The organism is Pseudomonas viridiflava (assembly GCF_001642795.1).
GTDB lineage: Bacteria > Pseudomonadota > Gammaproteobacteria > Pseudomonadales > Pseudomonadaceae > Aquipseudomonas > Aquipseudomonas viridiflava.
Map to the genome: position 1 here is coordinate 29,428 of NZ_LKEH01000031.1, position 26,674 is coordinate 56,101.

The following is a 26,674-nucleotide window of genomic DNA, read 5'->3' on the forward strand; positions in this document are numbered from 1 at the left end:
AAAGGACGCGATTCTATCAGGCTGAGGGCGTCCAGTCTCACGCCTTGTCGCGCAGCAGGTCGAGACTGAATCGTTCGGCATTCAAATAGTCGTCCACGCAGCGCAGTACCAGTTCGCTGCGCCAGCGGTCCTGCTCGGCAAGCAGTTCGTCGCGAGTGAGCCAGATCGGGCCGACGATGCCGTCATCGAGCGCGTAGTCGGGATGATGGCGCAAAGCTTTGGCGGCAAAGCAGATACGCTGATAGGTCACGCCGTTGCTGGGCGCGGTATAGAGGTAAATCCCCACCACGCTGCTCAGTTCGACATCCCAGCCGGTCTCTTCCAGCGTTTCGCGAACAGCTGCGCGCTGCAGGCTTTCGTTCGGGTCAAGATGGCCGGCGGGCTGATTCAACACCTTGCGACCACCCTTGATCTCTTCGACGAACAGAAATCTACCCTGATCTTCGACAATCGTGGCGACGGTAACGTGGGCTTGCCAATCCATACAGGGCTCCTTCATGAGAGGAATGAAGCGCGAAGTATAGGGGCTGGAGCCCGCTCTTCGCTTGAACGAAAAAGCCCCGGCGCATGGCCGGGGCTTTCAGGGGCGACGCTGGATGGCGTCGCCCGGGTTGCCTCTTACAACGCGGCGATGGCTGCGTTCAAGGTTGCGCTTGGGCGCATGGCTTTGCTGGTCTTCTCGGCGTTGGCGTAGTAGTAGCCACCGATTTCCACTGGCTTGCCTTGAACCGCATTGAGCTCGGCAACGATTTTTTCTTCGTTGTCGGTCAGGGTTTTGGCCAGCGGAGCGAACTGCGCCTTGAGGGCTGCATCGTCATTCTGAGCGGCCAGCGCCTGTGCCCAGAACAGGGTCAGGTAGAAGTGGCTGCCACGGTTGTCGATGCCGCCGACCTTACGCGAAGGCGACTTGTTGCGGTCCAGGAACTCGCCAGTGGCCTGGTCGAGGGTCTTGGACAGAACCAGTGCTTTCGGGTTGTTGTAGGCGTTGCCCAAATGCTCCAGAGAAGCAGCCAGGGCGAGGAACTCACCCAGCGAATCCCAGCGCAGGAAGTTTTCTTCCACGAACTGCTGAACGTGCTTCGGTGCCGAGCCGCCAGCGCCGGTTTCGAACAGGCCGCCGCCATTCATCAGCGGGACGATAGACAGCATCTTGGCGCTGGTACCCAGCTCCATGATCGGGAACAGGTCGGTCAGGTAGTCGCGCAATACGTTACCGGTCACCGAGATGGTGTCCTTGCCGGCGCGGGTGCGTTCCAGAGTCAGCTTCATGGCTTCGACCGGCGACAGGATCTGGATGTCCAGGCCCGAAGTGTCGTGATCACCCAGGTACTGACGTACTTTCTCGATCATCACGCTGTCGTGCGCACGGGAGGCGTCGAGCCAGAAAATGGCTGGAGTGTTGCTTGCGCGAGCGCGGTTGACGGCCAGTTTGACCCAGTCCTGGATCGGTGCGTCCTTGGCCTGGCACATGCGCCAGATATCGCCGGTCTCGACCTTCTGCTCCATGAGCAGATTGCCCTGGCTGTCGGTCACGCGGACCACGCCGTCGGTATTGATCTGGAAGGTCTTGTCGTGCGAGCCGTACTCTTCGGCCTTCTGAGCCATCAGGCCGACGTTCGGTACGCTGCCCATGGTGGTCGGATCGAATGCGCCGTTCTTCTTGCAGTCTTCGATGACTGCCTGATAGATGGTGGCGTAGCAGCGGTCCGGGATCACGGCCTTGGCATCGTGCAACTGGCCATCGGTGCCCCACATCTTGCCGGAGTCACGGATCATGGCGGGCATGGACGCATCGACGATCACGTCGCTCGGTACGTGCAGGTTGGTGATGCCCTTGTCGGAGTTGACCATCGCCAGTTGCGGACGAACGGCGTAGACCGCAGCGATGTCAGCCTTGATTTCGGCCTGCTTGTCGGCGGGCAGGGCGCTGATGCGGTCGTACAGGTCGCCAATGCCGTTGTTCAGATTGAAGCCGATCTGCTTCAGCGTGTCGGCGTGCTTGGTCAGGGCATCCTTGTAGAACTCGTCGACGATCTGGCCGAACATGATCGGATCGGAGATCTTCATCATGGTGGCTTTCAGGTGCACCGAGAACAGTACGCCCTGCTTCTTGGCGTCTTCGATTTCAGCGGCGATGAAGCTGCGCAGTGCCTTGGCGCTCATGACCGAGCAATCGACGATCTCGCCCGCTTTCACGGCGGTTTTTTCTTTCAGGACGGTGGTGGTGCCATCCTGAGCGACCAATTCGATCTTGACGGTGTTGTCCGCTTCGATCTGGGCGGCTTTTTCGCTGCCGTAGAAGTCGCCGTTGCTCATGTGGGCAACGTGGGCCTTGGAGTCGGAAGACCAGGTGCCCATCTTGTGCGGGTGCTTGCGAGCGTAGTTCTTGACCGACAGTGGCGCGCGACGGTCGGAGTTGCCTTCACGCAGAACCGGGTTTACAGCGCTGCCCTTGATCTTGTCGTAGCGGGCGCGGGTTTCTTTTTCGGCGTCAGTGGTCGGTGCTTCAGGGTAGTCGGGAATCTTGAAACCCTGATCCTGAAGCTCCTTGATGGTCGCTTTCAACTGCGGAACCGAAGCACTGATGTTGGGCAATTTGATGATGTTGGCTTCTGGCGTGGTGGCCAGTTTGCCGAGCTCGGCGAGATGATCCGGCACTTGTTGATCGGCGCCAAGCGACTCCGGGAAGCTGGAAAGAACGCGGCCTGCCAGGGAGATATCACGCGTTTCCACGTCGATATCGGAGGAGGCGGTGAACGCTTCGATAATGGGCAGCAGCGAATAGGTGGCGAGGGCCGGAGCTTCGTCGGTGAAGGTATAGATGATCTTCGAGCGGTTGGACATTCGTATTAACTCTCTGTTTTGCTGAGCATGCACAAAATCTCGATACGCGCAGGGTATGCACTCTGCTCACAGTTCAGTCATGAGCCTGGGTCGAGGTTTATTCGCGGTGATGTTGGGTGCATCAGTCGAGCGTCAAGCTGCCGGGCCGAGCTTCAGTCCGGCGCATCTGTAAGGCTGAGAGGTCTGGTTCAGACGGGTCAGCCTTTATGACTCTGCGGTCACGGCGCGCAGTATATCAAACCCTTGGCGCCAAGCATTAATGCTATGCGTGCTATCGAATAATGAATATTCGCCGTTGGTCGAACGAAACCGCTCTGAGTCAATGTTTTCGAGGGGGTTATGAGATCTCTGTGGGGCGCTTCGGTTTGCGGGTGGCGGTGGGCATGGCTACGCTCAATGCCTGTCACGCAGTCCAAACAGACCCGAAAACGGAGTCAGTCATGGAATACCAGAGAATAAGCATTCCAGATGGTGGGTGAAAAGATAACGGTCAACCCCGATCACTCCCTGAGCGTACCCGGCACACCGATCATTCCCTATATAGAAGGTGACGGAACCGGTGTCGACATCAGTCCGGTGATGATCAAGGTCGTGGATGCGGCTGTTGAAAAGGCGTACGGCGGTCAGCGCAGGATTTCCTGGATGGAGGTCTATGCGGGAGAGAAGGCGACCCAAGTCTATGGCCCCGACACCTGGCTGTCTGATGAAGCCCTCGACACGGTCAGGGAATACGTTGTGTCCACAAGGGATCGCTGACCACGCTTGTCGGCGGCGGCATACGCTCGCTCAATGTTGAGTTGCGACGGGCACCAGGCTGTCGGACACCGTTGCGATGTTCGAGGTCGCGCGGGATACTGCTCCCGGGCAGGAGGGCAAGGACCAGGTCAATCCGGGGTCGGTGATTCTATCGGCCGAAATATGGATGTGTGGAGGCGGGGGGATCATCAAAGGCACCAACGGCGCAATCTCCGCTAAAACGGTGACCTATGACTTTGAGCAGTTGATGGAGGGCGCAACGTTGTTGTCCTCCTCAGCGTTCGGCGATGCGCTCATTGAGCACATGTAAACCGCCCCAGCTATCAGAAACAGCCGGTTCAATCACTTCAGAACCGGCTGCCTCCTATGGCTGGCGTTTGTGGTGGTTCGCCCTAGGCTGGCACATTTGAAGCTTTCTGGGTTGCATTCGAACCCTCGGTCGCAGCGCTGACGCCTGCCGTGACCGTGGTTATATTGACTGCATGCAAACCCTTCGGGCCCTGGATAATCTCAAAGCTGACCGGCTGGCCCGCCTTGAGTGTTTTGTATCCATCCATGTGGATAGCCGAATAATGAGCGAACAGATCTTCATCCCTGCCGTCGGCAAGGATAAATCCATAGCCTTTTGCATTATTGAACCACTTGACTTTACCACTGAGCATAGCCATATCCCTCTGCAAAGGACTCCGTCTGGAGTATCATCCACCTCAATCCGCCTGACCTAAAAAATTTTGGTTGACTGCGCGGACCCTTTTTACCCAATGTGGGCTCTATTGTTTGTAACACCGTTTAGCTGATAGTCAAGGTCATGCGGCAGTCCAATTCAAAACTGGTCAGATCGCGACTCAGGCTCAATCCGCCCTTTACCACGAACGTTTCTTTCCATGCATGCATTCAGCAAGATTCGACTAACATTCAATCAGGATGGTCCGCAATCACACGAGGACGACTCGGCTGGCATCGCAGTGCAGGACGCCAAGCCGACCCTGCAGGCGCCACCGATGTACAAGGTGGTTTTATTTAACGATGACTACACCCCGATGGATTTCGTCGTTGAAGTGCTCGAGGTGTTTTTTAACCTGAATCGTGAGCTGGCTACCAAGGTCATGCTGGCCGTCCATACAGAGGGACGGGCAGTCTGCGGATTGTTTACCCGCGACATCGCCGAGACCAAGGCAATGCAGGTCAATCAATACGCCAGGGAGAGCCAGCATCCACTACTCTGTGAGATCGAGAAGGACGGTTAATCGCCGACCACTTGGGTATGAGGTGAAGCTATGTTAAACCGTGAGCTCGAAGTCACCCTCAATCTGGCCTTCAAGGAAGCTCGTTCAAAACGTCATGAGTTCATGACGGTCGAGCACCTCCTGCTGGCCTTATTGGATAATGAGGCTGCAGCCACTGTCTTGCGTGCCTGCGGCGCAAACCTCGATAAGCTCAAGCATGATCTGCAGGAGTTTATCGACTCCACCACTCCACTGATCCCCGTCCACGACGAGGATCGCGAAACCCAGCCGACGTTGGGTTTTCAGCGCGTCCTGCAGCGCGCAGTCTTCCACGTACAGAGCTCCGGCAAGCGTGAAGTGACCGGTGCCAATGTGCTGGTTGCGATTTTCAGTGAGCAGGAAAGCCAGGCCGTGTTTCTGCTCAAGCAGCAGAGCGTTGCCCGGATTGATGTCGTCAATTACATCGCCCACGGTATCTCCAAGGTTCCAGGGCATGGCGAACACTCTTCTGAAGGTGAGCAAGATATGCAGGACGACGAGGGCGGTGAAGCATCTTCCTCTGGCAATCCTCTGGATGCCTATGCCAGCAATCTGAACGAACTGGCCCGTCAGGGGCGCATCGATCCGCTGGTCGGCCGCGAAAGCGAAGTCGAGCGTGTCGCACAGATCCTGGCGCGTCGTCGCAAGAACAACCCCCTGCTGGTCGGTGAAGCGGGTGTCGGCAAGACGGCAATTGCCGAAGGTCTGGCCAAGCGCATTGTCGACAATCAGGTCCCTGACCTGCTTGCCAGCAGTGTCGTCTACTCGCTCGACCTGGGTGCATTGCTGGCCGGTACCAAATACCGCGGCGATTTCGAGAAGCGCTTCAAGGCGCTGCTCAATGAATTGCGCAAGCGTCCGCATGCGATCCTGTTTATCGACGAAATCCATACCATCATTGGTGCGGGTGCGGCATCCGGCGGCGTCATGGACGCGTCGAATCTGCTCAAGCCATTGCTGTCATCGGGTGATATCCGTTGCATCGGCTCGACCACCTTCCAGGAATTTCGCGGGATTTTCGAGAAGGACCGTGCGTTGGCACGCCGCTTCCAGAAAGTCGACGTGTCCGAACCTTCGGTGGAAGACACCATTGGCATCCTGAGAGGCCTCAAGGGGCGTTTCGAGCAGCATCACAGCATCGAGTACAGTGATGAGGCGCTGCGCGCCGCTGCAGAGCTTGCATCGCGCTACATCAACGATCGTCATATGCCTGACAAGGCTATCGACGTGATCGATGAGGCGGGCGCCTACCAGCGTCTGCAGCCGGTGGAGCAGCGAGTGAAGCGTATTGACGTGCCTCAGGTCGAGGACATCGTCGCCAAGATCGCGCGTATTCCCCCGAAACACGTCAACAGCTCCGACAAGGAACTGCTGCGTAATCTGGAGCGCGACCTCAAGCTCACGGTGTTCGGCCAGGACGCCGCGATCGATTCGCTGTCCACTGCGATCAAACTGTCTCGTGCAGGCCTCAAGTCGCCGGACAAGCCAGTCGGCTCGTTCCTGTTCGCAGGTCCGACCGGTGTCGGCAAGACCGAGGCGGCTCGCCAATTGGCGAAGGCGCTGGGCGTCGAGCTGATTCGTTTCGATATGTCCGAGTACATGGAGCGGCACACCGTTTCACGTCTCATCGGCGCGCCTCCGGGTTACGTCGGGTTCGATCAGGGCGGTCTGCTGACCGAGGCCATCACGCGTCAGCCGCATTGCGTGCTGTTGCTCGATGAAATCGAGAAGGCGCACCCGGAAGTCTTCAACCTGCTGTTGCAGGTCATGGACCACGGTACGCTGACTGACAACAACGGGCGCAAGGCCGATTTCCGTAACGTGATCGTGATCATGACCACCAACGCCGGTGCCGAATCGGCTGCGAGGGCCTCGATCGGTTTCACTCACCAGGATCACTCTTCCGATGCGATGGAAGTGATCAAGAAGAGCTTCACGCCGGAATTCCGCAACCGTCTCGATACGATCATCCAGTTTGGCCGTCTCAGCCACGAAGTCATCAAGAGCGTGGTGGACAAGTTCCTCACCGAGCTTCAGGCGCAGCTGGAAGACAAGCGTGTACTGCTCGAAGTCTCCGACGCGGCCAGAAGCTGGCTGGCGCAGGGTGGCTACGATGCGGCGATGGGCGCTCGACCAATGGCTCGTCTGATTCAGGACAAGATCAAGCGGCCACTGGCTGAAGAGATCCTGTTCGGCGAATTGTCAGAGCACGGCGGTGTGGTTCACATCGACATCAAGGACGGCGAGATCACGTTCGACTACGAAACCACGGCAGAGATGGCGTGATACAGTAGGGGGTGCGCCCGGAAACGGGCGCAGTCCCGGATCTGGTCGGATTGTCCGCTATTGTCAGAAACAAAAACGCCCGGCATATGCCGGGCGTTTTTGTTGATGCCTGATTAACGAGCGCGGTAGGTGATACGCCCTTTGCTCAAGTCATAGGGCGTCAACTCTACACGCACCTTGTCACCGGTCAGAATACGGATGTAATTCTTGCGCATCTTGCCGGAGATATGCGCGGTTACGACGTGCCCGTTTTCCAACTCCACACGAAACATGGTGTTGGGCAGGGTGTCGACGACAGTGCCTTCCATTTCGAAGCTGTCTTCTTTCGACATGCAGTAAAGCCCTCGGTATACAAATGAGTGGCCCGGTGCAAGTGGCGCCAGGCAAAAGCGGCGTGCATTGTGCCCGAAAAAACCTGTTTAAGCCAAGGGGTTCAATACAGAGTGACCCATCTTTGATTGGTAAGCAGCTCGATAGGGCGATATTGCGTCTTGTAATTCATCTTTTTGCAGTTCTTTATCCAGTAGCCCAGATACACCGCATGCAACTGCAACCTCGCGGCTTCAGCGATCTGCCACAAGATTGCATAACGGCCCAGGCTGCGGCGTTCTTCTTCGGGTTCGTAGAAGGTATAGACCGCAGAAAGACCGTTGGGCAGCAGGTCAGTCACCGCCACTGCGAGAAGACGACCCTCGAGACGGAACTCATAAAAACGTGAGAACGGCAGGTCACGCACCAGAAATGTCGAAAATTGATCGCGACTCGGTGGAAACATGTCGCCGTCGGCATGCCGCTGTTCGATGTAGCGCTGGTAGAGATCGAAGTATTCCTGAGTAAAAACCGGCTTGGTACTGCGCACCTGAATGTCGGCGTTGCGCTTGAGGATGCGTTTTTGCTGGCGGTCGGGCACGAACAAATTCACGGGGATGCGTGCAGGCACGCAGGCACTGCAGTTCTGGCAGTGAGGGCGGTAAAGGTGATCGCCGCTACGCCGAAAACCCATATCGGACAGGTCGGCATAAACCTGAACATCCATGGGTTGGCTGGGGTCCAGAAACAGCGTCGTCGCCTGCTCTTCAGGCAAGTAACTGCAGGTATGGGGTTGAGTGGCATAAAACTTAAGCCGCGCCAGCTCCGTCATGATCGCCCCCTTGTCGAAAAACCTTTAATCATGAGTGTATGCCAGCCTGTCAAACTCGCCTAGGCAACCAGTCTGCGTTAGTCGGTTGATCCAGATGACGGTTCAAATAATCGGCAAAGGCTTGGCGCGGGATCGAGCGGGCGCCGAAGCTGTGCAAGTGCTGGGTCGGCATCTGGCAGTCGATCAGAACGAAGCCCCAGGCGTGCAGGCGTTCCACCAGCGTGGCGAATCCGACCTTGGAAGCGTTGTCTGCGCGGCTGAACATGGACTCCCCGAAAAACAGTTGCCCCATCGCCAGGCCATAAAGGCCACCGACCAGAACGTCGTTTTCCCAGACCTCGACGCTGTGGGCGTGTCCACGGCGATGCAGCTCAAGGTAGGCGTCCTGCATCGAACGAGTTATCCAGGTTTCATTGGCGTAACTGCGAGGCGCAGCGCAGGCTTGTATGACGGCGGCGAAGTTCTGATCGAAGGTGACGGTGTAGCGAGCCTGGCGCAGAACCTTGCCGAGGCTGCGTGAGACGTGCAGCTCTTCAGGCAGCAGCACGGTTCTCGGGTCGGGCGACCACCACAGGATGGGCTGGCCGTCCTGAAACCAGGGAAAGCAGCCGTGACGGTAGGCGCGAATCAGGCGGTCGGCAGAAAGGTCTCCACCCGCAGCGAGCAATCCGTTTGGCTCGCGAAGGGCCTTGTCCAGTGGCGGAAAATCGAGGCTGTTGCGTTGTAACCAGGTCAGCATGGGCATCACGACTTTGCGGAAGGGGAGGGCGCATGCGATACGTGTTTGCAACTCCGTGCGGCAAACGCGGTCACAAGCGGTCGTCATTATGGCGCTTGTCGGCTGCTAGCGGTAGGGCGCGCAAAGGATCGCGGGGTCATGGGCGCCGTGTTGCGGGCTGTTGGCAGAATCCTGCCATAAGCCTTTGTCACAAAAGAAAATGCGTGCTCAAATTGAACGCTGTCGACGATGCATGAGGATGGTCGACCTCTACGCAGGCTTTTTTATCAGGCATGAAACCGGTCAAGCGAGTTTTCGTACAGACCTCAAGGCCTCTAAGGCCTTACAATGCCGGCTTTGCGCATTATCATTCAAACGGTTCTCGATCAGGCCTCACAGCGGGCTGTGGCCTTTTTCATCAGGGCGCAGCCGGTGCCGGCGACAGCCGTTCAACGTCAATCAACGAGATGTTCGCGCTCCAGCGCAGGAAATAAAGCGTTTTGAAGAAATCCACACCAGCACCCAGCGCTGTTCCGCTTTGGCGACAGCAACTGCATTACCGGCTCAAGGAAGGTGCCTTGATCGCCTTCGGCGCCCTGTGCCTGTACCTGATGATGGCGTTATTGACCTACGATCAGAGCGATCCGGGCTGGAGCCATACCAGCAGCGCCGCGCAAGTGCAGAATGCTGCCGGGCGTGCCGGTGCGTTCTGTGCCGACATCCTGTTCATGGTGCTGGGTTACTTTGCCTATATCTTTCCGCTGCTGCTGGCCATCAAGGCCTGGCAGGTGTTTCGTCATCGTCACGAACCCTGGCAGTGGAGCGGCTGGCTGTTCTCCTGGCGCCTGATCGGTCTGGTGTTTCTGGTGCTGGCAGGTGCTGCGCTGGCGCACATCCATTTTCACTTCGCAGCAGGCTTTCCGGGTTCTGCCGGTGGCGTGCTGGGTGAAGTCCTGGGCGACCTGGCCAAGAAGGCACTGAACATCCAGGGCAGCACCTTGCTGTTCATCGCGCTGTTCCTGTTTGGTCTGACCGTGTTCACCGATCTGTCCTGGTTCAAGGTCATGGACGTGACCGGCAAGATCACCCTGGACCTGTTCGAGCTGTTCCAGGGCGCCGCCAACCGCTGGTGGGCTGCCCGTGTCGAGCGCAAGCAAATGGTCGCGCAATTGCGTGAAGTCGATATGCAGGTCAACGACGTGGTCGCGCCTGCGGCGTCCGATCGCCGTGAGCAGGCCAAGGCCCGAGAGCGGATCATCGAGCGCGAAGTCTCGCTGAGTAAACACATGACCGAGCGTGAAAAACACGTGCCTGCGGTCATTGCTCCGGCACCTTCGCGTCCGCCCGAGCCCAGCAAGCGCGTGCAGAAGGAAAAGCAGGCCCCGCTGTTCGTTGACAGCGCAGTCGAAGGCACCTTGCCGCCGATCTCGATTCTTGATCCGGCGGAGAAGAAGCAGCTCAATTATTCCCCCGAGTCCCTGGCGGCCGTGGGTCATCTGCTGGAAATCAAGCTCAAGGAATTCGGTGTCGAGGTCACGGTGGATTCGATTCATCCGGGTCCTGTGATTACTCGCTATGAAATCCAACCGGCTGCGGGCGTCAAGGTCAGCCGTATTTCCAACCTGGCCAAGGACCTTGCGCGCTCGCTGGCAGTGACCAGCGTACGTGTGGTCGAGGTCATCCCCGGCAAGACCACCGTGGGTATCGAGATTCCCAACGAGGACCGCCAGATCGTGCGTTTCTCCGAGGTTCTTTCGACGCCGGAATACGACAACGCCAAGTCCCCGGTGACGCTGGCGCTCGGTCACGACATCGGCGGCAAGCCGGTGATTACCGATCTGGCCAAGATGCCGCACCTGCTGGTGGCGGGTACCACCGGTTCCGGTAAGTCGGTGGGTGTGAACGCGATGATTCTGTCGATCCTGTTCAAGTCCGGCCCGGATGACGCCAAGCTGATCATGATCGACCCTAAGATGCTGGAGTTGTCGATCTACGAAGGCATTCCGCACCTGCTGTGTCCGGTGGTGACCGACATGAAGGACGCTGCCAACGCGTTGCGCTGGAGCGTGGCCGAGATGGAGCGTCGCTACAAGCTGATGGCCAAGATGGGCGTGCGTAACCTGTCGGGCTTCAACCAGAAGGTCAAGGACGCCCAGGACGCCGGCGAGCCGCTGGCGGATCCGCTGTACAAGCGTGAAAGCATTCACGACGAAGCACCACTGCTGACCAAGTTGCCAACCATCGTGGTTGTGGTGGACGAATTCGCCGACATGATGATGATCGTCGGCAAGAAGGTTGAAGAGCTCATTGCCCGTATCGCCCAGAAGGCCCGTGCTGCGGGTATTCACCTCATTCTGGCGACCCAGCGGCCGTCGGTGGATGTGATCACCGGTCTGATCAAGGCCAACATCCCGACGCGCATGGCGTTCCAGGTGTCGAGCAAGATCGACTCACGGACCATCATCGATCAGGGCGGCGCCGAGCAACTGCTGGGCCACGGTGACATGCTGTACATGCCTCCGGGCACCAGCCTGCCGATTCGTGTGCACGGTGCGTTCGTTTCCGACGAAGAGGTACACCGTGTGGTGGAAGCCTGGAAGCTTCGCGGCACCCCGGACTACAACGACGATATTCTGGCTGGCGTGGAAGAGGCCGGCAGCGGCTTCGATGGCGGTGGCGGTGAAGGCGGTGAGGACAGCGAAAGCGATGCGCTCTACGACGAAGCCGTCAAATTCGTACTCGAGAGTCGTCGTGCGTCTATCTCTGCCGTACAGCGCAAACTCAAGATTGGCTACAACCGCGCGGCGCGCATGATCGAGGCGATGGAGATGGCGGGTGTCGTGACGTCCATGAACACCAACGGCTCCCGTGAAGTCATTGCCCCCGGCCCGATGCGTGACTGATTGCAAAACTGCGTCGACAGTGAGTCCTGCTCGCTGTCGTGACATCCAATGACTGCAAAGAGGAATTCCATGCGTCTTATCCGCATGCTGCTGGCAACCGCACTGACTTTTTCCGTGATCCCCGCCCATGCAGACAGCAAGGACGTGACACGCCTGACCCAGTTGCTGGAAAACTCCCGCACCCTGACCGCACGCTTCTCCCAGTTGACGCTGGATGGTGGCGGCACCCAATTGCAGGAAACCACGGGTGAAATGGCGCTGCAACGCCCCGGCCTGTTCAACTGGCACACTGACGCACCTCAGGAACAACTGATGGTGTCCGACGGCAAGAAAGTCTCGCTCTGGGACCCGGATCTGGAGCAGGTCACCATCAAGACCCTCGATCAACGCCTGACCCAGACCCCGGCGCTGCTGCTGTCCGGTGACGTGTCGAAGATCAGCGAAAGCTTCGACATCACCGCCAAGGAAGCGGGTGGCGTGATTGACTTCGTGCTCAAGCCCAAGACCAAGGACACCCTGTTCGACAGCCTGCGCCTGTCGTTCCGTAACGGCATCATCAACGACATGCAGTTGGTCGACAGCGTCGGCCAGCGCACCAATATCCTGTTCACCGGCGTCAAGGCCAACGAACCTATCGCTGCCAGCAAGTTTCAGTTCCAGATTCCCAAGGGTGCTGATGTCATTCAAGAGTAAGAAGGCCTGATTCCGAACCATGGACCTGTTTAGCCGTGAACCCATCGCCCAGCCACTGGCCGCACGTCTGCGTGCGACCAATCTGGACGAATACGTCGGTCAGGAGCACGTGCTGGCTCATGGCAAGCCTCTGCGCGAGGCGCTGGAGCAGGGCGCGCTGCACTCCATGATCTTCTGGGGGCCGCCGGGCGTGGGCAAGACCACGCTCGCCCGGCTGCTGGCCAAGGTGTCGGACGCACACTTCGAAACGGTTTCCGCCGTATTGGCCGGGGTAAAGGAAATTCGTCAGGCCGTCGAGGTCGCCAAACAGCAGGCAGGCCAGTACGGTCGACGCACGATCCTGTTCGTTGACGAAGTGCACCGTTTCAACAAGTCGCAGCAGGATGCGTTTCTGCCGTATGTCGAAGACGGGACCCTGATTTTCATCGGTGCGACCACCGAGAACCCGTCCTTCGAACTGAACAACGCCTTGCTGTCCCGGGCACGGGTCTATGTGCTCAAGAGCCTCGACGAAACCGCACTGCGCAAGCTGGTTCATCGTGCACTGACCGAGGATCGCGGTCTGGGACAGCGCCAGCTGACCTTGAACGATGAAGGCTTTGCGATTCTCATGGCGGCCGCCGACGGTGACGGGCGTCGCATGCTCAACCTGCTCGAGAACGCTTCCGATCTTGCCGAAGATGGCAGTGAGATCGGCACCGAACTGCTGCAAAGCCTGCTGGGCGATAGCCGACGTCGTTTCGACAAGGGCGGTGAAGCGTTCTACGACCAGATATCCGCGCTGCACAAGTCGATTCGCGGGTCCAACCCGGATGCTGCCCTGTACTGGTTCGCGCGTATGATCGACGGCGGCTGTGACCCGTTGTACCTGGCGCGCCGTGTCGTGCGCATGGCCAGTGAGGATATCGGCAACGCCGATCCACGCGCCTTGCCGCTGTGCATGTCGGCCTGGGATGTTCAGGAGCGCCTCGGCAGCCCGGAAGGCGAGCTGGCGGTCGCTCAGGCCATTGTCTATCTGGCCTGCGCGCCGAAAAGCAACGCGGTGTACATGGCGTTCAAGAGCGCCATGCGCGAAGCCTCCGAGCACGGGTCGCTCGAGGTTCCGTTGCACCTGCGCAATGCACCGACCAAGCTGATGAAGCAACTCGGCTATGGCGAAGAATACCGCTACGCCCATGACGAGCCCGATGCCTACGCGGCAGGCGAAGATTACTTTCCTGACGAGCTTGAACCGCGCCAGTATTATCAGCCGGTTCCTCGTGGACTCGAACTCAAGATCGGCGAAAAGCTCAGGCACCTGAACGCGCTGGATGAAGCCAGCCCTCGCAAGCGGAGAAAGTAGTGATTCAGACCATTCTTGCGGTGTCGATCGCCGGTATCGCTGGTACATTATTGCGTTTCGCGGCAGGTACCTGGGTCAGTGCCCACTGGCCGCGCTATTTTTATACGGCGACGCTGGCGGTCAACATCGTCGGCTGCCTGATCATCGGCATACTGTACGGGCTGTTTCTGCTGCGCCCTGAAGTGCCCATCGAAATTCGAGCCGGCCTGATCGTCGGTTTTGTAGGGGGTCTGACGACCTTTTCATCCTTTTCACTGGATACGCTGCGCCTGCTGGAAAGCGGGCAACTGCCGCTGGCCCTGGGCTATGCCGGTATCAGCGTGTTCGGCGGGCTGCTCGCAACCTGGGTTGGCCTGTCCCTGACCAGACTTTGATAGACGAGAGAACGATATGCTCGATTCCAAACTGTTACGTACTCAACTTCAGGACGTAGCGGATCGCCTGGCTTCCCGTGGCTTTACACTGGACGTGGCCCGTATTGAAGCGCTGGAAGCCCAGCGCAAGGTTGTGCAGACCCGCACCGAACAGTTGCAGGCCGAGCGTAACGCCCGTTCCAAATCCATCGGTCAGGCCAAGCAACGCGGCGAAGACATTGCGCCACTGATGGCGGACGTCGAGCGCATGGGCACCGAGCTGAGCGAAGGCAAGGTCGAGCTGGATGGGATTCAGGCCGAACTGGACGCGCTGGTACTCAATATCCCGAACCTGCCACACGAATCGGTTCCGGTAGGCGCCGATGAAGACGGCAACGTCGAGGTGAGCACCTGGGGCACGCCAACCCGCTTCGATTTCGAGGTCAAGGACCACGTCGCGCTGGGCGAACAATACGGCTGGCTGGATTTCGAAACCGCCGCCAAGCTGTCTGGCGCGCGTTTTGCCCTGCTGCGTGGCCCTATCGCACGTCTGCATCGTGCGCTGGCCCAGTTCATGATCAACCTGCACATCAACGAGCATGGCTACGAAGAGGCTTACACGCCTTATCTGGTTCAGGCGCCAGCGCTGCAGGGCACCGGTCAATTGCCGAAGTTCGAAGAAGACCTGTTCAAGATTTCCCGTGAAGGCGAAGCGGATCTGTACCTGATCCCGACCGCCGAAGTGTCGCTGACCAACATCGTGTCGGGCGAGATTCTGGACGCCAAACAGCTGCCGATGAAGTTCGTCGCCCATACGCCGTGCTTCCGCAGCGAAGCGGGCGCGTCGGGTCGTGACACTCGCGGCATGATTCGCCAGCATCAGTTCGACAAGGTCGAGATGGTGCAGATCGTTGCGCCGGACGAGTCCATGGCCGCCCTTGAATCGCTGACCGGCAACGCCGAACGCGTGCTGCAACTGCTGGAGCTGCCTTACCGCAAACTGGCGCTGTGCACCGGCGACATGGGTTTCAGCGCCGTGAAGACCTACGACCTTGAAGTCTGGATTCCGAGCCAGGACAAGTACCGTGAAATCTCCTCGTGCTCCAACTGCGGGGACTTTCAGGCGCGTCGCATGCAGGCTCGCTGGCGCAACCCGGAAACCGGCAAGCCGGAACTGGTGCATACGCTGAATGGCTCCGGTCTCGCGGTAGGTCGTACGCTGGTTGCGGTGCTGGAAAACTATCAGCAGGCAGACGGTTCGATTCGTGTGCCTGACGTTCTCAAGCCCTACATGGGCGGCCTTGAGGTCATCGGTTAAATGGAATTCCTGCCGCTGTTCCATAACCTGCGTGGCAGTCGCGTGCTGGTGGTCGGCGGCGGTGAAATCGCCCTGCGCAAATCCCGGCTGATCTTCGAGGCGGGTGCCGTTATTCGCGTCGTCGCCCCGGAAATCGAAAGCCAGTTGCGCGACTTGGTCGTCCAGAGCGGCGGTGAGCTGATTCTGCGTGGCTATCACCAAGATGATCTGGACGGCTGCGTGCTGATCATTGCCGCCACCGACGACGAGCCGCTCAACGCTCAGGTTTCCCACGATGCCCGTGCGCGTTGTGTGCCGGTCAACGTGGTGGATGCGCCTGCGCTGTGCACGGTCATCTTCCCGGCCATCGTCGACCGTTCACCGCTGGTGATTGCCGTGTCCAGTGGCGGCGATGCGCCGGTGCTGGCTCGACTCATCCGTGCCAAGCTGGAAACTTGGATTCCCTCGACCTACGGCCAACTGGCCGGTCTGGCTGCGCGCTTCCGTCATCAGGTCAAAGGACTGTTTCCGAACGTCCAGCAGCGCCGTGCATTTTGGGAAGATGTTTTTCAAGGTGCCATTGCCGATCGTCAACTGGCCGGGCAGGGCGCCGAGGCCGAGCGCCTGCTGATCGCCAAGATCGCAGGTGAACCGCCAGCGGAAACCGGCGAGGTCTATCTGGTGGGCGCAGGCCCTGGCGATCCTGACTTGCTGACGTTCAAGGCCTTGCGCCTGATGCAGCAGGCGGACGTGGTGCTCTACGACCGTCTGGTGGCGCCGACCATTCTCGATCTGTGCCGCCGTGATGCGGAACGGGTCTATGTCGGCAAACGCCGTTCCGAACATGCTGTACCGCAGGATCAGATCAACAAGCAACTTGTCGATCTGGCCAAGCAGGGCAAGCGGGTGGTTCGTCTGAAAGGCGGCGATCCGTTCATCTTCGGCCGTGGTGGCGAGGAAATCGAAGAGCTGGCGGCTCACGGCATTCCGTTTCAGGTGGTTCCCGGTATTACAGCCGCCAGCGGTTGTGCGGCCTACGCCGGTATTCCGTTGACCCACCGCGATCATGCGCAATCGGTGCGTTTCATCACCGGTCACCTCAAGGATGGCTCCACCGATTTGCCATGGTCCGATCTGGTGGCTCCGGCGCAGACCCTGGTGTTCTACATGGGATTGATCGGTTTGCCGGTGATCTGCCAGGAACTGATCAGGCATGGCCGCTCTGCGGACACGCCAGCGGCGCTGGTTCAGCAGGGCACCACGACCAATCAGCGAGTGTTCACGGGCACGCTGGCCAACCTGCCGCAACTGGTGGCCGAGCACGAAGTGCATGCGCCGACGCTGGTCATCATTGGCGAAGTGGTTCAGTTGCGTGAAAAGCTGGCCTGGTTCGAAGGCAATCAGGCGACCGTCTGATGCCACTTGATGGATAGCCCGCCGGGCTATCCATTGTCATGCCGTTTACTTCTCCCAGACGCCCATGCCGGACAGCCGTTCACGATCGTGGCTGGCCTCAAGGTTCAATGCCGGGCCTTTGGGAATGATCCCGGTCGGATTGATGGTGCGATGGCTCGCGTAATAGTGGCCTTTGATGTGCTCGAAATTCACCGTCTCGGCGACACCCGGCCACTGGTACAGCTCGCGCAGCCAGTTGCTGAGGTTCGGGTAATCCGCGATACGCCGCTGGTTGCACTTGAAGTGGCTGTAATAAACCGCATCGAAGCGCACGATGGTGGTGAACAGCCTCACGTCGGCTTCGGTCAGGTGCTCGCCTGCCAGATAGCGCTTCTCGCCCAGCAGGTTTTCCAGCTCGCCCAGTTCAGCAAACACGTCATCGAATGCTTCTTCGTAGGCATGCTGCGAGGTGGCAAAGCCTGCGCGATACACGCCATTGTTGACGGCGGGGTAGATGCGTTCGTTGAGCTCGTCGATAGTGGCCTGCAGCGCTGATGGATAGAAATCCAGGCGGTTGCCGGTCAGCTCGTCAAATGCCGAGTTGAACATGCGGATGATCTCCGCCGACTCGTTGCTGACGATGCGCTTCTGCTGTTTATCCCACAGTACCGGCACGGTCACTCGGCCTGTGTACTGAGGGTCATCCGCGGTGTAGCGCTGATGCAGGAAGGTCAGGTTGTCGAGGGCATCGCCGCTGGAGCCTTTCTGCTGATCAAAGGTCCAGCCGTTTTCCAGCATCAGCCAACTGACGACCGAAACGTCGATCAGACTCTCCAGCCCCTTGAGCTTGCGCAGGATCAGCGTGCGATGCGCCCATGGGCAGGCGAGAGAAACATACAGGTGGTAGCGGCCTGCCTGTGCTTCGAAACCGCCATCGCCTGACGGTCCAGGTTTACCGTCGGCCGTGACCCAGCTACGACGCTGGGCGTTTTCGCGCTGGAAGGCGCCGTCTTTGCTGCTTTCGTACCACTGGTCCTGCCAGCGTCCTTCGACCAGAAGGCCCATGTCTGAATCCCCATTTCTGAATTAAGTACAGCTTGGAATCAGTCTAGTGACATCGGTTCGACCGAAAAACGCAAATTCTGACCGATCATTATCGATAAAGCCGATCGGTCACAGATCCTTGTTGCGGCGCTCCCAGAATGTCTGCGCCTGCACAAACGCTTCATCACGCGCCATGCCGAGGCCGCGTAACGCCAAGGCCATGGTCGAGATCAGCGCGAGTTGCGGATAACTGTCCTCAAGTTCGCCGCGCCACAAACCGACCAGTTGCGCCGGGTCGAGCGTGGCGGGTTTGACGTGACGTCGCGGCGAGAGGGCTGGCCATTCCTCATCCCAGGGCTGTCCGCCCGTCGTGCCGTACAGATGACTGATGGTGTCCGGGTTGATCTCGATCTCACCGCCATCGCCCTTGACCACGATGGCGTTGTCACCCAGCAGGCTGCTGGCATCCCGGTGAACGCTCTGATAACCCGGATGGAAAATGCTTTGCAGCCCGCAGCGCGCCTGCAACGGATTGAGAATCCGCGCCAGCGAATGAATCGGCGAGCGCAGCCCAAGCGTGTTGCGCAGGTCGATCATGCGCTGCAGTTGCGGTGCCCAGTCGGCGAGCGGCATGAACGCCAGATTGCCCTGTGCCACCGCTGTTTCGACCGACGACCAGTTGCGACACAGCGGAATATTCAGCAAACCGAGCAACTGCTCGGTGTACAGCCGACCGGCCGTATGAGCACCGCCGCCGTGCAGCAGGATCCTGATGCCGTTCTGGGACAGGCACTTGGCGGCCAGCAGATACCAGGGCAGGTGACGTTTCTTGCCTGCGTAGGTCGGCCAGTCGATGTCGATCGTGATCGGTGGCGCATTCAGGCGTTCGCGTACCGCCTCAGTGAAACCGGCAAGTTCCTCCGGGCTTTCTTCTTTATGGCGCAGCAGCATCAGAAAGGCGCCGAGCTGGGTGTCCTCGACCTTTTCATCGAGCACCATGCCCATGGCCTCGCGCGCTTCTTCGCGCGTCAGGTTGCGTGCGCCACGTTTGCCTTTGCCCAGAATGCGGACGAACTGGGCAAAAGGGTGCTCTTCGGGTGTTTCGGTGACAAGCGGGGCGTAGTCGTTCATATGCAGTTGGTCGGCTTTGGCAGGCCCGCCAGCTTGGCGGCAAGTTTGGCGGGGGTGCCGTTGAACAGGCGATTGAGGTGCATGCTGTTGCCTTTTTCGGCACCCAGTTTCAGTGCGGTGTACTTGATCAGCGGCCGGGTCGCCGGAGACAGCTGAAACTCTGCATAAAAGCCACGCAATAGTTCGAGGATCTCGACGTGTTCAGGCGTCAGCGTCAGGCCTTCTTCGCCAGCCAGTGCATGGGCGGCGTCCATCGACCAGTCGTTCAGGTCCGTGAGGAACCCGTCCTTGTCGAGTTCCAGTGTGCGCCCGGCGACGATCAACTGTTTCATAGCCAGGTGTTCACTTTGTCAAAACGGATCGACAGCTCGACGAAGCCTGCGTAATCCACGCTGACAATACCGGCTGGCAACGGGAGGTTACGGGCCTTGAGGTCTTCGTCCAGTACGAACAGCGATTGCGAACCGGCCTGCTGCAGCTTCTGCGAAACAGGGCTCGACGGCGTCAGAGCGTAGGTGGCGTCGCCAGACAGCAGAATGCCGTCGTTGTCGCCCAGCAAACGCAGGCAGCTGTCCAGACGGTTGTCGGTAAAGGGGGAATGGGAAAGAACGTGCAAAGTGCTCATCAGATCGTAATCACCTGGTCGTAGCGCTCGAACAAGGCCGACAGCTCGGTCCGGCCGGACAGCAGGCAGATGTCGTCATCCAGGCCATCGCTCGGGACGCCGCGCTCGGCAATGCTCTGCGCGCAGGCATAGAGGTCTTCAACGCCGAACATCGACAATGCCTTGAGATTGGCGGTCAGGTCTTTCTGTTGCAAGGCTGCTGCGCTCTGTTGCGGCAGCAGCTGCAGCACGCCGTCATCCAGAAACAGCAAACCGATGGGCAGATCGAACGCGCCGCCTGCCAGGACGATGTCCAGCGCTTCACGCGCGCCGGGCCCCGACCAAGGCGACTGGCGGCTGACAATCAAAAGTGACTTGGGCATTTCAAGGCCCTCCGAAACAGATCAGTCGGTCTGCCGATTGCACGGCGTCATGCAACTGACCCAGCCCCGATAAATCCCAAGGCTCCAGCAGATTGGCCGCAGGGCGCTGATAACGCTCGGCTTCCTCCTGATTCAGAACGCCGCGACGCAGCGCAGCGGCGATGCACACCACGCCATCGAGTTGGTGCTCGACGATAAAGTCGCGCCACTGACGCGGCACATCCTGTTCATCCTGAGGCGTAACGGCATTGGCCGACGCGCTGTGCACACCGTCCTGATAGAAGAACAGCCGGACAATCTCGTGTCCGCCCGCGAGTACCGCCTGGGCAAACAGCAGCCCACGCCGGGAAGACGGCGCATGGCCTGCAGAAAAAAGGGAGATGGCGAATTTCATTGTCGGCTCTGCCAGCAAAACATGCGCAATGATAAAGAATTCGAGGGCGGGGGTGTGAGTTTGCCGAGACAAAGGGGCTTTGCCGAGGCGTTAGCTAGCCCTTTTTTCGTCATGTACGCAGCTAGCATGATGCAACGCAGAGTCAGGATGAGCCGTCACTGAGCGACAACACCTTCGCAAGCTCAATTGCCCCTCCCAGATCCAGTTGGCTGGAAGCGAATGATTTGATAAGCAGTGGCAAAGGCAGCGCCCAGTCCCATTTTTCCCTGATCAGGTTTTTCACCTCTTTCAGGAGTGGTTCCACGTCGATGGCATCCAGACAGGCAATTTCGCGCAGCGCTGCCATGAGGCTTTCCTTCGGCGCGCCGATGTCCAGTACGAGCCCCGAGCACTCGCACATGACGCCTTCCCGGTTGAGCAGCAGCGAAAGTGCGTCATTGATGTAGTCGCCTTTCCAGGTTAGCAGATAGTTTCTGGATGCTGATCCGGCCAGGTGCCGTTTATCCAGCCCCAAAGAACGAAAGGTATGGCGTGCTTCTTCCAGCAGTTTCTGTGCATTGGCATCAATGAATGGGCAGGGTGCCGTTTCCACGAGTACGGATCGCATCTCCTGCCTGACATCGTCGTGAATCTTTGCACTCAGACCGTCGAATGTCGGAGGCTCGCCGCCACGCGCGGGTTTGACGACGATGACTTTCTTCTCAAGGTCTATGTCCATCACTTGCCAGCGTCTGCCGCCGAATATGATGCGCTGGCCTTGGGTGAGCGGCCGGCTGACGGGCACGGAGCCCAGAGGCTTGCCGTCGCGAATGAGCCTGAACTCCTCGTCGCTCTGGAATGCACTGTAAAACTCGTAATGATTGACCAGTCGTTCACCGATCTCTCCGGGTAACAACAGTCCGGAGCTGTCCTGTACAACGAGTTTTTGCTCGCCCAGCGCCTTGAGCATCGCCAGAAAGTCCGGCCTGGTGATGGCTGAAAACGTTCCGCTGGCAACCAGCGCGCTCCACAGCTCCGAAGCACTGGCGCCACCTTGCTGTGCAATCACGGACAGGCATTGCTGGACAAGTGTTGAGGCGTGAAGCCCATTGGCTCTGGGAGGTTCGAACCATTTGTTTATCAGCAGCCGAATCATCGCGATCGTCTGCACCAGATTTTGCCTGAGCTGATCGGACAGGTCTGAATCAGGTGTCAGGGTGCTTTCCTCGCAGTACACCCTCAAGGTCGCGGGTTCCCCCTCCCGGCGTCCCGACCGCCCCAGACGCTGACGCAGGCTTGCCACCGATGGCGGTGAATTGATTTGCGCCACTGTCCTGATGTTGCCGATGTCGATACCGAGTTCGAGGGTTGTCGTGCAGACCGCAGAGGCGGGCGGCGTACCTGCCTTGAGGGCGCGTTCTGTGTCTTCGCGCAAATCCCGTGACAGGCTTCCGTGATGCGGGAAAAATTCATTTGGAAGGCCATCCTTCTCGCAAAGATGACGCAGCCTGTCGGCGTACCACTCGACCTTGTCACGGCTGTTGGGAAAGATCAGGTTGTTACTGCCGCACAGGAATTTATAGAGGTGTGCGGCGATTGCGTGTCGGCTTCCCGACTCGTTTTCTTGCTCGTTTTCGTCGTGATCTGTTGTCTCGGCGGGTTTCTGCCCTGAGATGAGTTTGATCATGGGAGGCAGGGTATAGCCGCGTACCTGAATTTGAAGATTCTGGCCGGAGGATTTTGATTCGATCACCTCCATTCGCTGATTCTGGCCCGGTCGCAGGAACTCTCGCGCCAGCGACATTTCACCCAGCGTGGCAGAAAGGCCAACGCGGGGAAGTTGTCTGCCTGCGACGCGTTCGACGCGTTGCATCAATGACTGGAGCTGTTTGCCGCGTTCGCTGCCGATAAACGCGTGAAGTTCGTCTACCACGATGTACCGCAGTTGCTGAAACAATCCTTTAACGGCAGAGCCCCTGTTCACGAACAGGGCTTCGAGCGATTCGGGGGTAATGAGCAGGATGCCGCTGGGCGATGTGAGAAACCGGTGCTTTCTGCTTGCCGAGACGTCGCCATGCCAGGCAACCACCGGCACCTCCAGTCGCTCGCAGAGGCGGCTCAACCGATCCCATTGATCGTTGATGAGTGCTTTGAGCGGGCTTATGTAGAGAACGGCCCCGGCAGGTTGGTCGTTGACCAGCAGGTTGGTCAGGATTGGAAGGAAAGCCGCTTCGGTCTTTCCCGCCGCAGTAGAGGCCGCAATGATCACGTCACGGTCGGCATCGATCAGCGCAGGGATGGCACATTCCTGAGCATCCCTGAGCGAGGTCCAGCCCTGGGACCAGACCCAATGCTGCACATCCGGGTGCAGCCGTTCGAATGACGATGATTCAGAGCCTGAAACTGGTGAGTTCATCATCTGCCTCTACGTCGAGATCGCTTCGACCACCGTCATCCCGTGCGATTTCCACCGCGTCGAGCAGCGTACGCCAATGGGTACCAGGGTTCTGCTCGAGTACCGCCAGAAGGTTGATAAATGCTGTGATCGTGGTGCGAGGCGTACGAAAGTACGCTTCTCCAAGTCGTTGGCCGCAGTGGTCGATGAAGATCGGTAACGCTTCATCTGGAAGCAGGTATTTTTCCGGGTCGCCGCAGGCGTAGACGTTGCGCAGGTTCTGCAGCAGGACGTAGAAGTCTTCGGGGGTAAGACTGGTGAGGCGAATGACCGGCCCGGATAGATCAACATAGCCGGCTTTGGCGAAGGTGTTCTCCGCCAGTCGTGATTGCAGGGCAGGATAGCTGTACAGCCCGCGGCGGGTGTCCATAAGGAATTCCGGTGTGCCGCCGAGCACGAAGCCCAGACCGTCGGTCGAACCTTGCAGTGAGTCGTTGAGAATGCGCAGGATCTGTTCGTAGTTGGCGTTGCGTGCCTGTGTGTTCGCAAGCTTGTACAGATTCACCAGCTCATCCAGACAGACCATCAGTCCGCCGAAACCCGCCAGCCGCACGAATCGGGAGAGCAGTTTGAGCTGGTCATAGATAGACGCATCGTCAATGCAGGTTCTTACCCCGAGCGCCGCACGAGCATCGGTTTTGGTCGTGAACTCGCCTCTCAGCCAGCGAATGGCATCGGCCTTGAGTTGTTCATTGCCGTCTTCAAAGCCACGGCAATAGGCGGCTATGACTTCGGCAAAGTCATAGCCATTGACCATCTCTGTCAATTCGGCGAGGTACTGGCGAATGACGGCTTCGCTTTCGATGCCTTTGCTCTTCGCCTCGGTCTTGGCCTGGGAGATGAATTTCTCCACGATGCCTTGCAACGCGCCACCATCTGGCTTGGTACGCGTGGACATGTTCTTCGCAAGCTCGGCATACAGCGAGCGGGCCTGGCCTCCAGAGGCGTGCAGCCGCCGGTCGGGGTTGAGGTCTGCGTGCAGGGTGACAAGCTTGCGCTCCATCGCGATGCCTCTGACCAGATTGAGGAAGAAGGTCTTGCCTGCGCCGTACTCGCCAATGACGATACGGAATGCCGAGCCACCCTCCGCCAGACGGTTGATGTCTTTTATAAGGGCATCCAGCTCTCCAACCCGGCCGACCTGAATCAAGTGCTGTCCGACCCTCGGAACGACCCCTGCGCGTAATGACTGGATGACCGCGTCGCGGTCTCTGGCTCGTATCGTACTCATAACGCTAACTCGCTCAGGATGTCCGGATTGATGTCGACCGGATCATCGCCTTCGGATATCGGCATATTGAAAAGCTCAAATGCCATTTCGTTGATCTGCTCAAGCGCACCGTCGAGCATCAGTTCCATGTCTGAAGCGGTGTTTTCCAGCTCTTGCCGACTCCATTCGGTACGAGACACCAACAAGCGCAAGAACGCCGAGTGTTCGGCATCGAGTCCGTACAGACGAACGCCAGTCTCGGGGGCTGTTTGCGGAATGTCTTCTGTGATGATCGGGGGTTGTTCCTCCTGCTCATCCGTGAAAACGGTGGCCAGAAGTGCTGATACCTGAGCTGTCTCGCGTTGCAATTGCGCGACCCGAGCCATGTCCAGAACGATACCGGAGCCTGCGCGCCTGTTTGCCGGTGAAGTTGACGTTTGCTGAGCGACAGGGATGTTTGATCCCGACGCGCCAGTCACATTCGGGCCTTTGAACGAATTAGCGGCCGCCCCGTGCAGGTCGCTGTACATCGATTGAGGATCGAGTTGAAGTGCTTTATAGACACGTTCAAGCAACTTTATTTCATCAGGTGTGACGGTCCCGTCCGCCTGGGCCAGGTGTGCCAGAAAACAGACGATGGTGCGCTTGTCCTCCTGCCGCAGAGGCTCCAGCTTCTTCTTCAGGCTTGCCAGCGATGGCGGTTGTAGCAACTGAATCTGCAGGTGCGCCTTGAGACGCTTGCGATGGGCGACACACAGATGGCTCCATGAGTCGATGTGCAGCCCAAGCAATGCGACTTCGTCCTGGCTCGTTTCGCCATCTGCTGCCGCCACGGCGCTGGCCAGATCCAGCGTGACGACTGCAGCGTGATAGTCAGGGGTGGCGCGTAGCGTGCCGTCTTCCGGCTCTGCTGCAAACAACACAATGGTGTCTTCAGCCTTAGGGGTGCGGCTGCCGGACAACACGTCGGGCTCCATTCCGATATTTCGTTCCTCAAGCGCTTTTGCCAGTGCAACGACCTTATCCCGTGACAGCGTTTCGATGGAGTCGAACCGTTGAGTCAGTTCACTGAGTGTCATCAGAATTGCGTCATGCGCTACGCCTGCCTGCAAGGCGGACAGCTCCTGTTTCGCAGGGTCGGGCCATAGGGCGGTTGGCAGGCGGAGCAGACCGTCCAGAACATAAGGGTTTTCAGGATTTCGGCCCACATATCGGCTGAACGGTTCGAGTACCTGAGCGCATTTCTCCACGATGATTTGAAGCTTTTTGCGTGTACCGGAAGTCGCAGTGACATCTGGAAGATCGCCTACGGACAACTTCTGAGTGTTGATTTTGGGTGATATCGGCCAGTACGAGGCCTTGAGACGTGTCTTGTTGTTCGGCAGGGCCAGGCCGCGAGGAAACTTCGCGTCGTATTCTTCCCGGAACAAACGTTGAAACAGCTCCGGGCATCTCACGGCCGGTGTGCGCAGTGAAATATTCGGATCAGTCAGGGCCCAGGCCATGGCCCAACCGGCGTTGAGCGGGTACTGATCGGTCGCCATCTGGCCGAGCGCAACTCGCACAGAAACAGGTACTTCATGAATGCCCATCGCCGGTTCTGAAGGTTCATTCAAATACATCCGTATCGGAATGACCGACATACTCAGGTAATCCAGAAGCCTGGAAGCATGGTTATAAAAAGAGGCGTCGCTGGCATACAGCGCCCTCAATCGTTCCACTTCTGCTTTTATGACAGGTATTTCTTCACGTGCGGTCGCATCGGATGTCGCATCCACCAGCGCGCGACGCTCCAAACCGTAAAAGAACATGAATGCGTAGCCGATTTCTGCGCAAGGATCACAGCGACCACCCGCCAGCCACTGTAGATAGCCCCTACGTGCTTCTGGACTGAAGGAGACGTAAGTCGAAAGATAGAGCGCCCGCGGCGTCTGAAGATCTACAGGCGAGCTGCTGGCCGGCAAGGCGGTATCGATGAAAGAGGGCTCGATATTCCTGAGCCTTGCGTCATTCCCACCTGCGTAGATCAGGCCATCGGGCAGTGTCAGTCCAGCAACGGTGATCGATTCCCCTCGTCTGAGCCATTGGGACCTGGCTTGCAGATCAGGCGCTTTGGGAATACTGAAGGACTGTCCATGTGCTGAGTCATCTCGAACGATGAAGAACTCGGATGTGCTGTCAGCAAGCGGCTGAGTACCGCCAACCAGATTCGTGGAAGGGCGACTGAAGCGTGCATAACGCCCTATGGCGAGGTCTTCAAATGTATCCCGGGGCCCTCTGGGCTTGAACCACCCCGTCAGATGCTGTCTTTCGGGATGCTCAGGGCCTGGCTGAGGGCAAAGAGGATCGCCGTGAACAGGATGCGTGCCACCGATCAGGTTGCTTGACGGGCGACTGAAGCGTGCGTACCGCCCAATGGCGAGGTCTACTGTCATGGCTGTCGGGCTGTATGCCATTTCAGTCTTCCGTGATCGTGGGCTG

Annotated in this window: 23 protein-coding genes and 1 pseudogene; 9 read left to right on the forward strand and 15 right to left on the reverse strand. The window is 58.6% G+C overall.

Translation table 11 applies throughout. The annotated features are described in order from the left end of the window. Positions 1 to 37: 37 nt before the first annotated feature. Together AO065_RS18290 and AO065_RS18295 are read right to left on the reverse strand one after the other, a co-directional pair. Positions 38 to 484 carry an NUDIX hydrolase gene (locus AO065_RS18290; protein WP_004884674.1) on the reverse strand — a complete coding sequence of 149 codons (447 nt, stop codon included), beginning with the start codon at positions 482 to 484 and terminating at the stop codon, positions 38 to 40. Positions 485 to 618: 134 nt separating this feature from the next. Beyond that, positions 619 to 2,844, reverse strand: coding sequence for an NADP-dependent isocitrate dehydrogenase (locus tag AO065_RS18295; RefSeq protein WP_004884675.1), 2,226 nt, complete (start codon positions 2,842 to 2,844; stop codon positions 619 to 621). A 440-nt stretch (positions 2,845 to 3,284) separates the two neighbouring features. Here AO065_RS18295 and AO065_RS26740 point away from each other — a divergent pair. Next, a pseudogene (locus tag AO065_RS26740) lies at positions 3,285 to 3,910 on the forward strand (isocitrate/isopropylmalate family dehydrogenase). Positions 3,911 to 3,992: 82 nt separating this feature from the next. Here the strand turns inward: AO065_RS26740 and cspD are convergent. After that, positions 3,993 to 4,262 carry a cold shock domain-containing protein CspD gene (gene cspD / locus AO065_RS18310; RefSeq protein ID WP_004884677.1) on the reverse strand — a complete coding sequence of 90 codons (270 nt, stop codon included), beginning with the start codon at positions 4,260 to 4,262 and terminating at the stop codon, positions 3,993 to 3,995. Positions 4,263 to 4,484: 222 nt separating this feature from the next. On the opposite strand from cspD, the gene clpS reads away from it, so the two are divergent. Continuing rightward, positions 4,485 to 4,847, forward strand: coding sequence for an ATP-dependent Clp protease adapter ClpS (gene clpS, locus AO065_RS18315; protein WP_004884680.1), 363 nt, complete (start codon positions 4,485 to 4,487; stop codon positions 4,845 to 4,847). Between the two features lie 30 nt (positions 4,848 to 4,877). Next, positions 4,878 to 7,151 (forward strand): ATP-dependent Clp protease ATP-binding subunit ClpA, encoded by a 2,274-nt coding sequence (gene clpA, locus AO065_RS18320; RefSeq protein ID WP_004884681.1) that lies wholly within the window; start codon positions 4,878 to 4,880, stop codon positions 7,149 to 7,151. 113 nt (positions 7,152 to 7,264) lie between these two features. Here the strand turns inward: clpA and infA are convergent, their stop codons facing one another. The 3 genes from infA to aat all read right to left on the reverse strand — a co-directional run bounded on the left by infA (position 7,265) and on the right by aat (position 9,031). Beyond that, positions 7,265 to 7,483: a translation initiation factor IF-1 gene (infA, locus tag AO065_RS18325; protein ID WP_002553999.1), complete on the reverse strand. Its 219-nt coding sequence runs from the start codon at positions 7,481 to 7,483 to the stop codon at positions 7,265 to 7,267. A gap of 101 nt (positions 7,484 to 7,584) precedes the next feature. Next, positions 7,585 to 8,292 (reverse strand): arginyltransferase, encoded by a 708-nt coding sequence (locus AO065_RS18330; RefSeq protein ID WP_004884684.1) that lies wholly within the window; start codon positions 8,290 to 8,292, stop codon positions 7,585 to 7,587. A gap of 49 nt (positions 8,293 to 8,341) precedes the next feature. Beyond that, complete coding sequence (gene aat / locus AO065_RS18335) at positions 8,342 to 9,031, reverse strand: leucyl/phenylalanyl-tRNA--protein transferase (RefSeq protein WP_004884686.1); 690 nt, start codon at positions 9,029 to 9,031, stop codon at positions 8,342 to 8,344. Positions 9,032 to 9,510: 479 nt separating this feature from the next. Here aat and ftsK point away from each other — a divergent pair, with 479 nt between their 5' ends. From ftsK to cysG, 6 genes are all read left to right on the forward strand, one after another. Beyond that, on the forward strand, positions 9,511 to 11,913 hold the full coding sequence (ftsK, locus tag AO065_RS18340; RefSeq protein WP_050562187.1) for a DNA translocase FtsK: 2,403 nt from the start codon (positions 9,511 to 9,513) through the stop codon (positions 11,911 to 11,913). A gap of 69 nt (positions 11,914 to 11,982) precedes the next feature. After that, positions 11,983 to 12,606, forward strand: a complete 624-nt coding sequence (lolA, locus tag AO065_RS18345) for an outer membrane lipoprotein periplasmic chaperone LolA (protein ID WP_004884692.1) — start codon at positions 11,983 to 11,985, stop codon at positions 12,604 to 12,606. A 19-nt stretch (positions 12,607 to 12,625) separates the two neighbouring features. Then, on the forward strand, positions 12,626 to 13,948 hold the full coding sequence (locus AO065_RS18350) for a replication-associated recombination protein A (protein WP_004884694.1): 1,323 nt from the start codon (positions 12,626 to 12,628) through the stop codon (positions 13,946 to 13,948). Beyond that, complete coding sequence (gene crcB / locus AO065_RS18355; protein ID WP_004884696.1) at positions 13,948 to 14,322, forward strand: fluoride efflux transporter CrcB; 375 nt, start codon at positions 13,948 to 13,950, stop codon at positions 14,320 to 14,322. The genes AO065_RS18350 and crcB overlap by 1 nt, the downstream gene beginning before the upstream one ends. 16 nt (positions 14,323 to 14,338) lie before the next feature. Continuing rightward, a complete protein-coding gene (serS, locus tag AO065_RS18360) occupies positions 14,339 to 15,619 on the forward strand; it encodes a serine--tRNA ligase (RefSeq protein WP_004884697.1) in 1,281 nt (426 codons plus the stop codon). Next, positions 15,620 to 17,014 (forward strand): siroheme synthase CysG, encoded by a 1,395-nt coding sequence (gene cysG / locus AO065_RS18365; protein WP_004884698.1) that lies wholly within the window; start codon positions 15,620 to 15,622, stop codon positions 17,012 to 17,014. It begins immediately after the preceding gene. Positions 17,015 to 17,059: 45 nt separating this feature from the next. Here the strand turns inward: cysG and AO065_RS18370 are convergent, their stop codons facing one another. From AO065_RS18370 to AO065_RS18410, 9 genes are all read right to left on the reverse strand, one after another. Further along, entirely contained in the window at positions 17,060 to 18,058 is a 999-nt protein-coding gene (locus AO065_RS18370) for a glutathione S-transferase family protein (protein WP_004884700.1), read from the reverse strand. Positions 18,059 to 18,166: 108 nt separating this feature from the next. After that, a complete protein-coding gene (locus AO065_RS18375) occupies positions 18,167 to 19,168 on the reverse strand; it encodes a glycosyl transferase family protein (protein WP_004884701.1) in 1,002 nt (333 codons plus the stop codon). Continuing rightward, entirely contained in the window at positions 19,165 to 19,500 is a 336-nt protein-coding gene (locus AO065_RS18380) for a TusE/DsrC/DsvC family sulfur relay protein (protein ID WP_004884703.1), read from the reverse strand. The genes AO065_RS18375 and AO065_RS18380 overlap by 4 nt, the downstream gene beginning before the upstream one ends. Next, complete coding sequence (gene tusB / locus AO065_RS18385) at positions 19,497 to 19,793, reverse strand: sulfurtransferase complex subunit TusB (protein ID WP_004884704.1); 297 nt, start codon at positions 19,791 to 19,793, stop codon at positions 19,497 to 19,499. The genes AO065_RS18380 and tusB overlap by 4 nt, the downstream gene beginning before the upstream one ends. After that, positions 19,793 to 20,155 carry a sulfurtransferase complex subunit TusC gene (gene tusC / locus AO065_RS18390; RefSeq protein WP_004884708.1) on the reverse strand — a complete coding sequence of 121 codons (363 nt, stop codon included), beginning with the start codon at positions 20,153 to 20,155 and terminating at the stop codon, positions 19,793 to 19,795. The genes tusB and tusC overlap by 1 nt, the downstream gene beginning before the upstream one ends. A 1-nt stretch (position 20,156) precedes the next feature. Then, complete coding sequence (tusD, locus tag AO065_RS18395; protein WP_004884711.1) at positions 20,157 to 20,549, reverse strand: sulfurtransferase complex subunit TusD; 393 nt, start codon at positions 20,547 to 20,549, stop codon at positions 20,157 to 20,159. Between the two features lie 142 nt (positions 20,550 to 20,691). Beyond that, the gene (locus AO065_RS18400; RefSeq protein WP_004884713.1) at positions 20,692 to 22,944 is read right to left on the reverse strand and encodes a DEAD/DEAH box helicase; all 2,253 of its coding nucleotides are present in this window, start codon (positions 22,942 to 22,944) and stop codon (positions 20,692 to 20,694) included. After that, positions 22,919 to 24,214 carry an ATP-binding protein gene (locus AO065_RS18405; protein WP_032651751.1) on the reverse strand — a complete coding sequence of 432 codons (1,296 nt, stop codon included), beginning with the start codon at positions 24,212 to 24,214 and terminating at the stop codon, positions 22,919 to 22,921. Before AO065_RS18405 ends, AO065_RS18400 begins: the two co-directional genes overlap by 26 nt. Further along, positions 24,211 to 26,649, reverse strand: coding sequence for a tellurite resistance TerB family protein (locus AO065_RS18410; RefSeq protein ID WP_232915192.1), 2,439 nt, complete (start codon positions 26,647 to 26,649; stop codon positions 24,211 to 24,213). The genes AO065_RS18405 and AO065_RS18410 overlap by 4 nt, the downstream gene beginning before the upstream one ends. Between the last annotated feature and the right edge of the window lie 25 nt (positions 26,650 to 26,674).

Excerpts from the sequence above, each read along its gene's own strand:
- AO065_RS18290 (WP_004884674.1), bottom strand. The coding sequence starts at position 484 with ATGGATTGGCAAGCCCACGTTACCGTCGCCACGATTGTCGAAGATCAG.
- AO065_RS18295 (WP_004884675.1), bottom strand. The coding sequence starts at position 2,844 with ATGTCCAACCGCTCGAAGATCATCTATACCTTCACCGACGAAGCTCCG.
- cspD (WP_004884677.1), bottom strand. The coding sequence starts at position 4,262 with ATGCTCAGTGGTAAAGTCAAGTGGTTCAATAATGCAAAAGGCTATGGA.
- clpS (WP_004884680.1), top strand. The coding sequence starts at position 4,485 with ATGCATGCATTCAGCAAGATTCGACTAACATTCAATCAGGATGGTCCG.
- clpA (WP_004884681.1), top strand. The coding sequence starts at position 4,878 with ATGTTAAACCGTGAGCTCGAAGTCACCCTCAATCTGGCCTTCAAGGAA.
- infA (WP_002553999.1), bottom strand. The coding sequence starts at position 7,483 with ATGTCGAAAGAAGACAGCTTCGAAATGGAAGGCACTGTCGTCGACACC.
- AO065_RS18330 (WP_004884684.1), bottom strand. The coding sequence starts at position 8,292 with ATGACGGAGCTGGCGCGGCTTAAGTTTTATGCCACTCAACCCCATACC.
- aat (WP_004884686.1), bottom strand. The coding sequence starts at position 9,031 with ATGCTGACCTGGTTACAACGCAACAGCCTCGATTTTCCGCCACTGGAC.
- lolA (WP_004884692.1), top strand. The coding sequence starts at position 11,983 with ATGCGTCTTATCCGCATGCTGCTGGCAACCGCACTGACTTTTTCCGTG.
- AO065_RS18350 (WP_004884694.1), top strand. The coding sequence starts at position 12,626 with ATGGACCTGTTTAGCCGTGAACCCATCGCCCAGCCACTGGCCGCACGT.
- serS (WP_004884697.1), top strand. The coding sequence starts at position 14,339 with ATGCTCGATTCCAAACTGTTACGTACTCAACTTCAGGACGTAGCGGAT.
- cysG (WP_004884698.1), top strand. The coding sequence starts at position 15,620 with ATGGAATTCCTGCCGCTGTTCCATAACCTGCGTGGCAGTCGCGTGCTG.
- AO065_RS18370 (WP_004884700.1), bottom strand. The coding sequence starts at position 18,058 with ATGGGCCTTCTGGTCGAAGGACGCTGGCAGGACCAGTGGTACGAAAGC.
- AO065_RS18375 (WP_004884701.1), bottom strand. The coding sequence starts at position 19,168 with ATGAACGACTACGCCCCGCTTGTCACCGAAACACCCGAAGAGCACCCT.
- AO065_RS18380 (WP_004884703.1), bottom strand. The coding sequence starts at position 19,500 with ATGAAACAGTTGATCGTCGCCGGGCGCACACTGGAACTCGACAAGGAC.
- tusB (WP_004884704.1), bottom strand. The coding sequence starts at position 19,793 with ATGAGCACTTTGCACGTTCTTTCCCATTCCCCCTTTACCGACAACCGT.
- tusC (WP_004884708.1), bottom strand. The coding sequence starts at position 20,155 with ATGCCCAAGTCACTTTTGATTGTCAGCCGCCAGTCGCCTTGGTCGGGG.
- tusD (WP_004884711.1), bottom strand. The coding sequence starts at position 20,549 with ATGAAATTCGCCATCTCCCTTTTTTCTGCAGGCCATGCGCCGTCTTCC.
- AO065_RS18400 (WP_004884713.1), bottom strand. The coding sequence starts at position 22,944 with ATGAACTCACCAGTTTCAGGCTCTGAATCATCGTCATTCGAACGGCTG.
- AO065_RS18405 (WP_032651751.1), bottom strand. The coding sequence starts at position 24,214 with ATGAGTACGATACGAGCCAGAGACCGCGACGCGGTCATCCAGTCATTA.
- AO065_RS18410 (WP_232915192.1), bottom strand. The coding sequence starts at position 26,649 with ATGGCATACAGCCCGACAGCCATGACAGTAGACCTCGCCATTGGGCGG.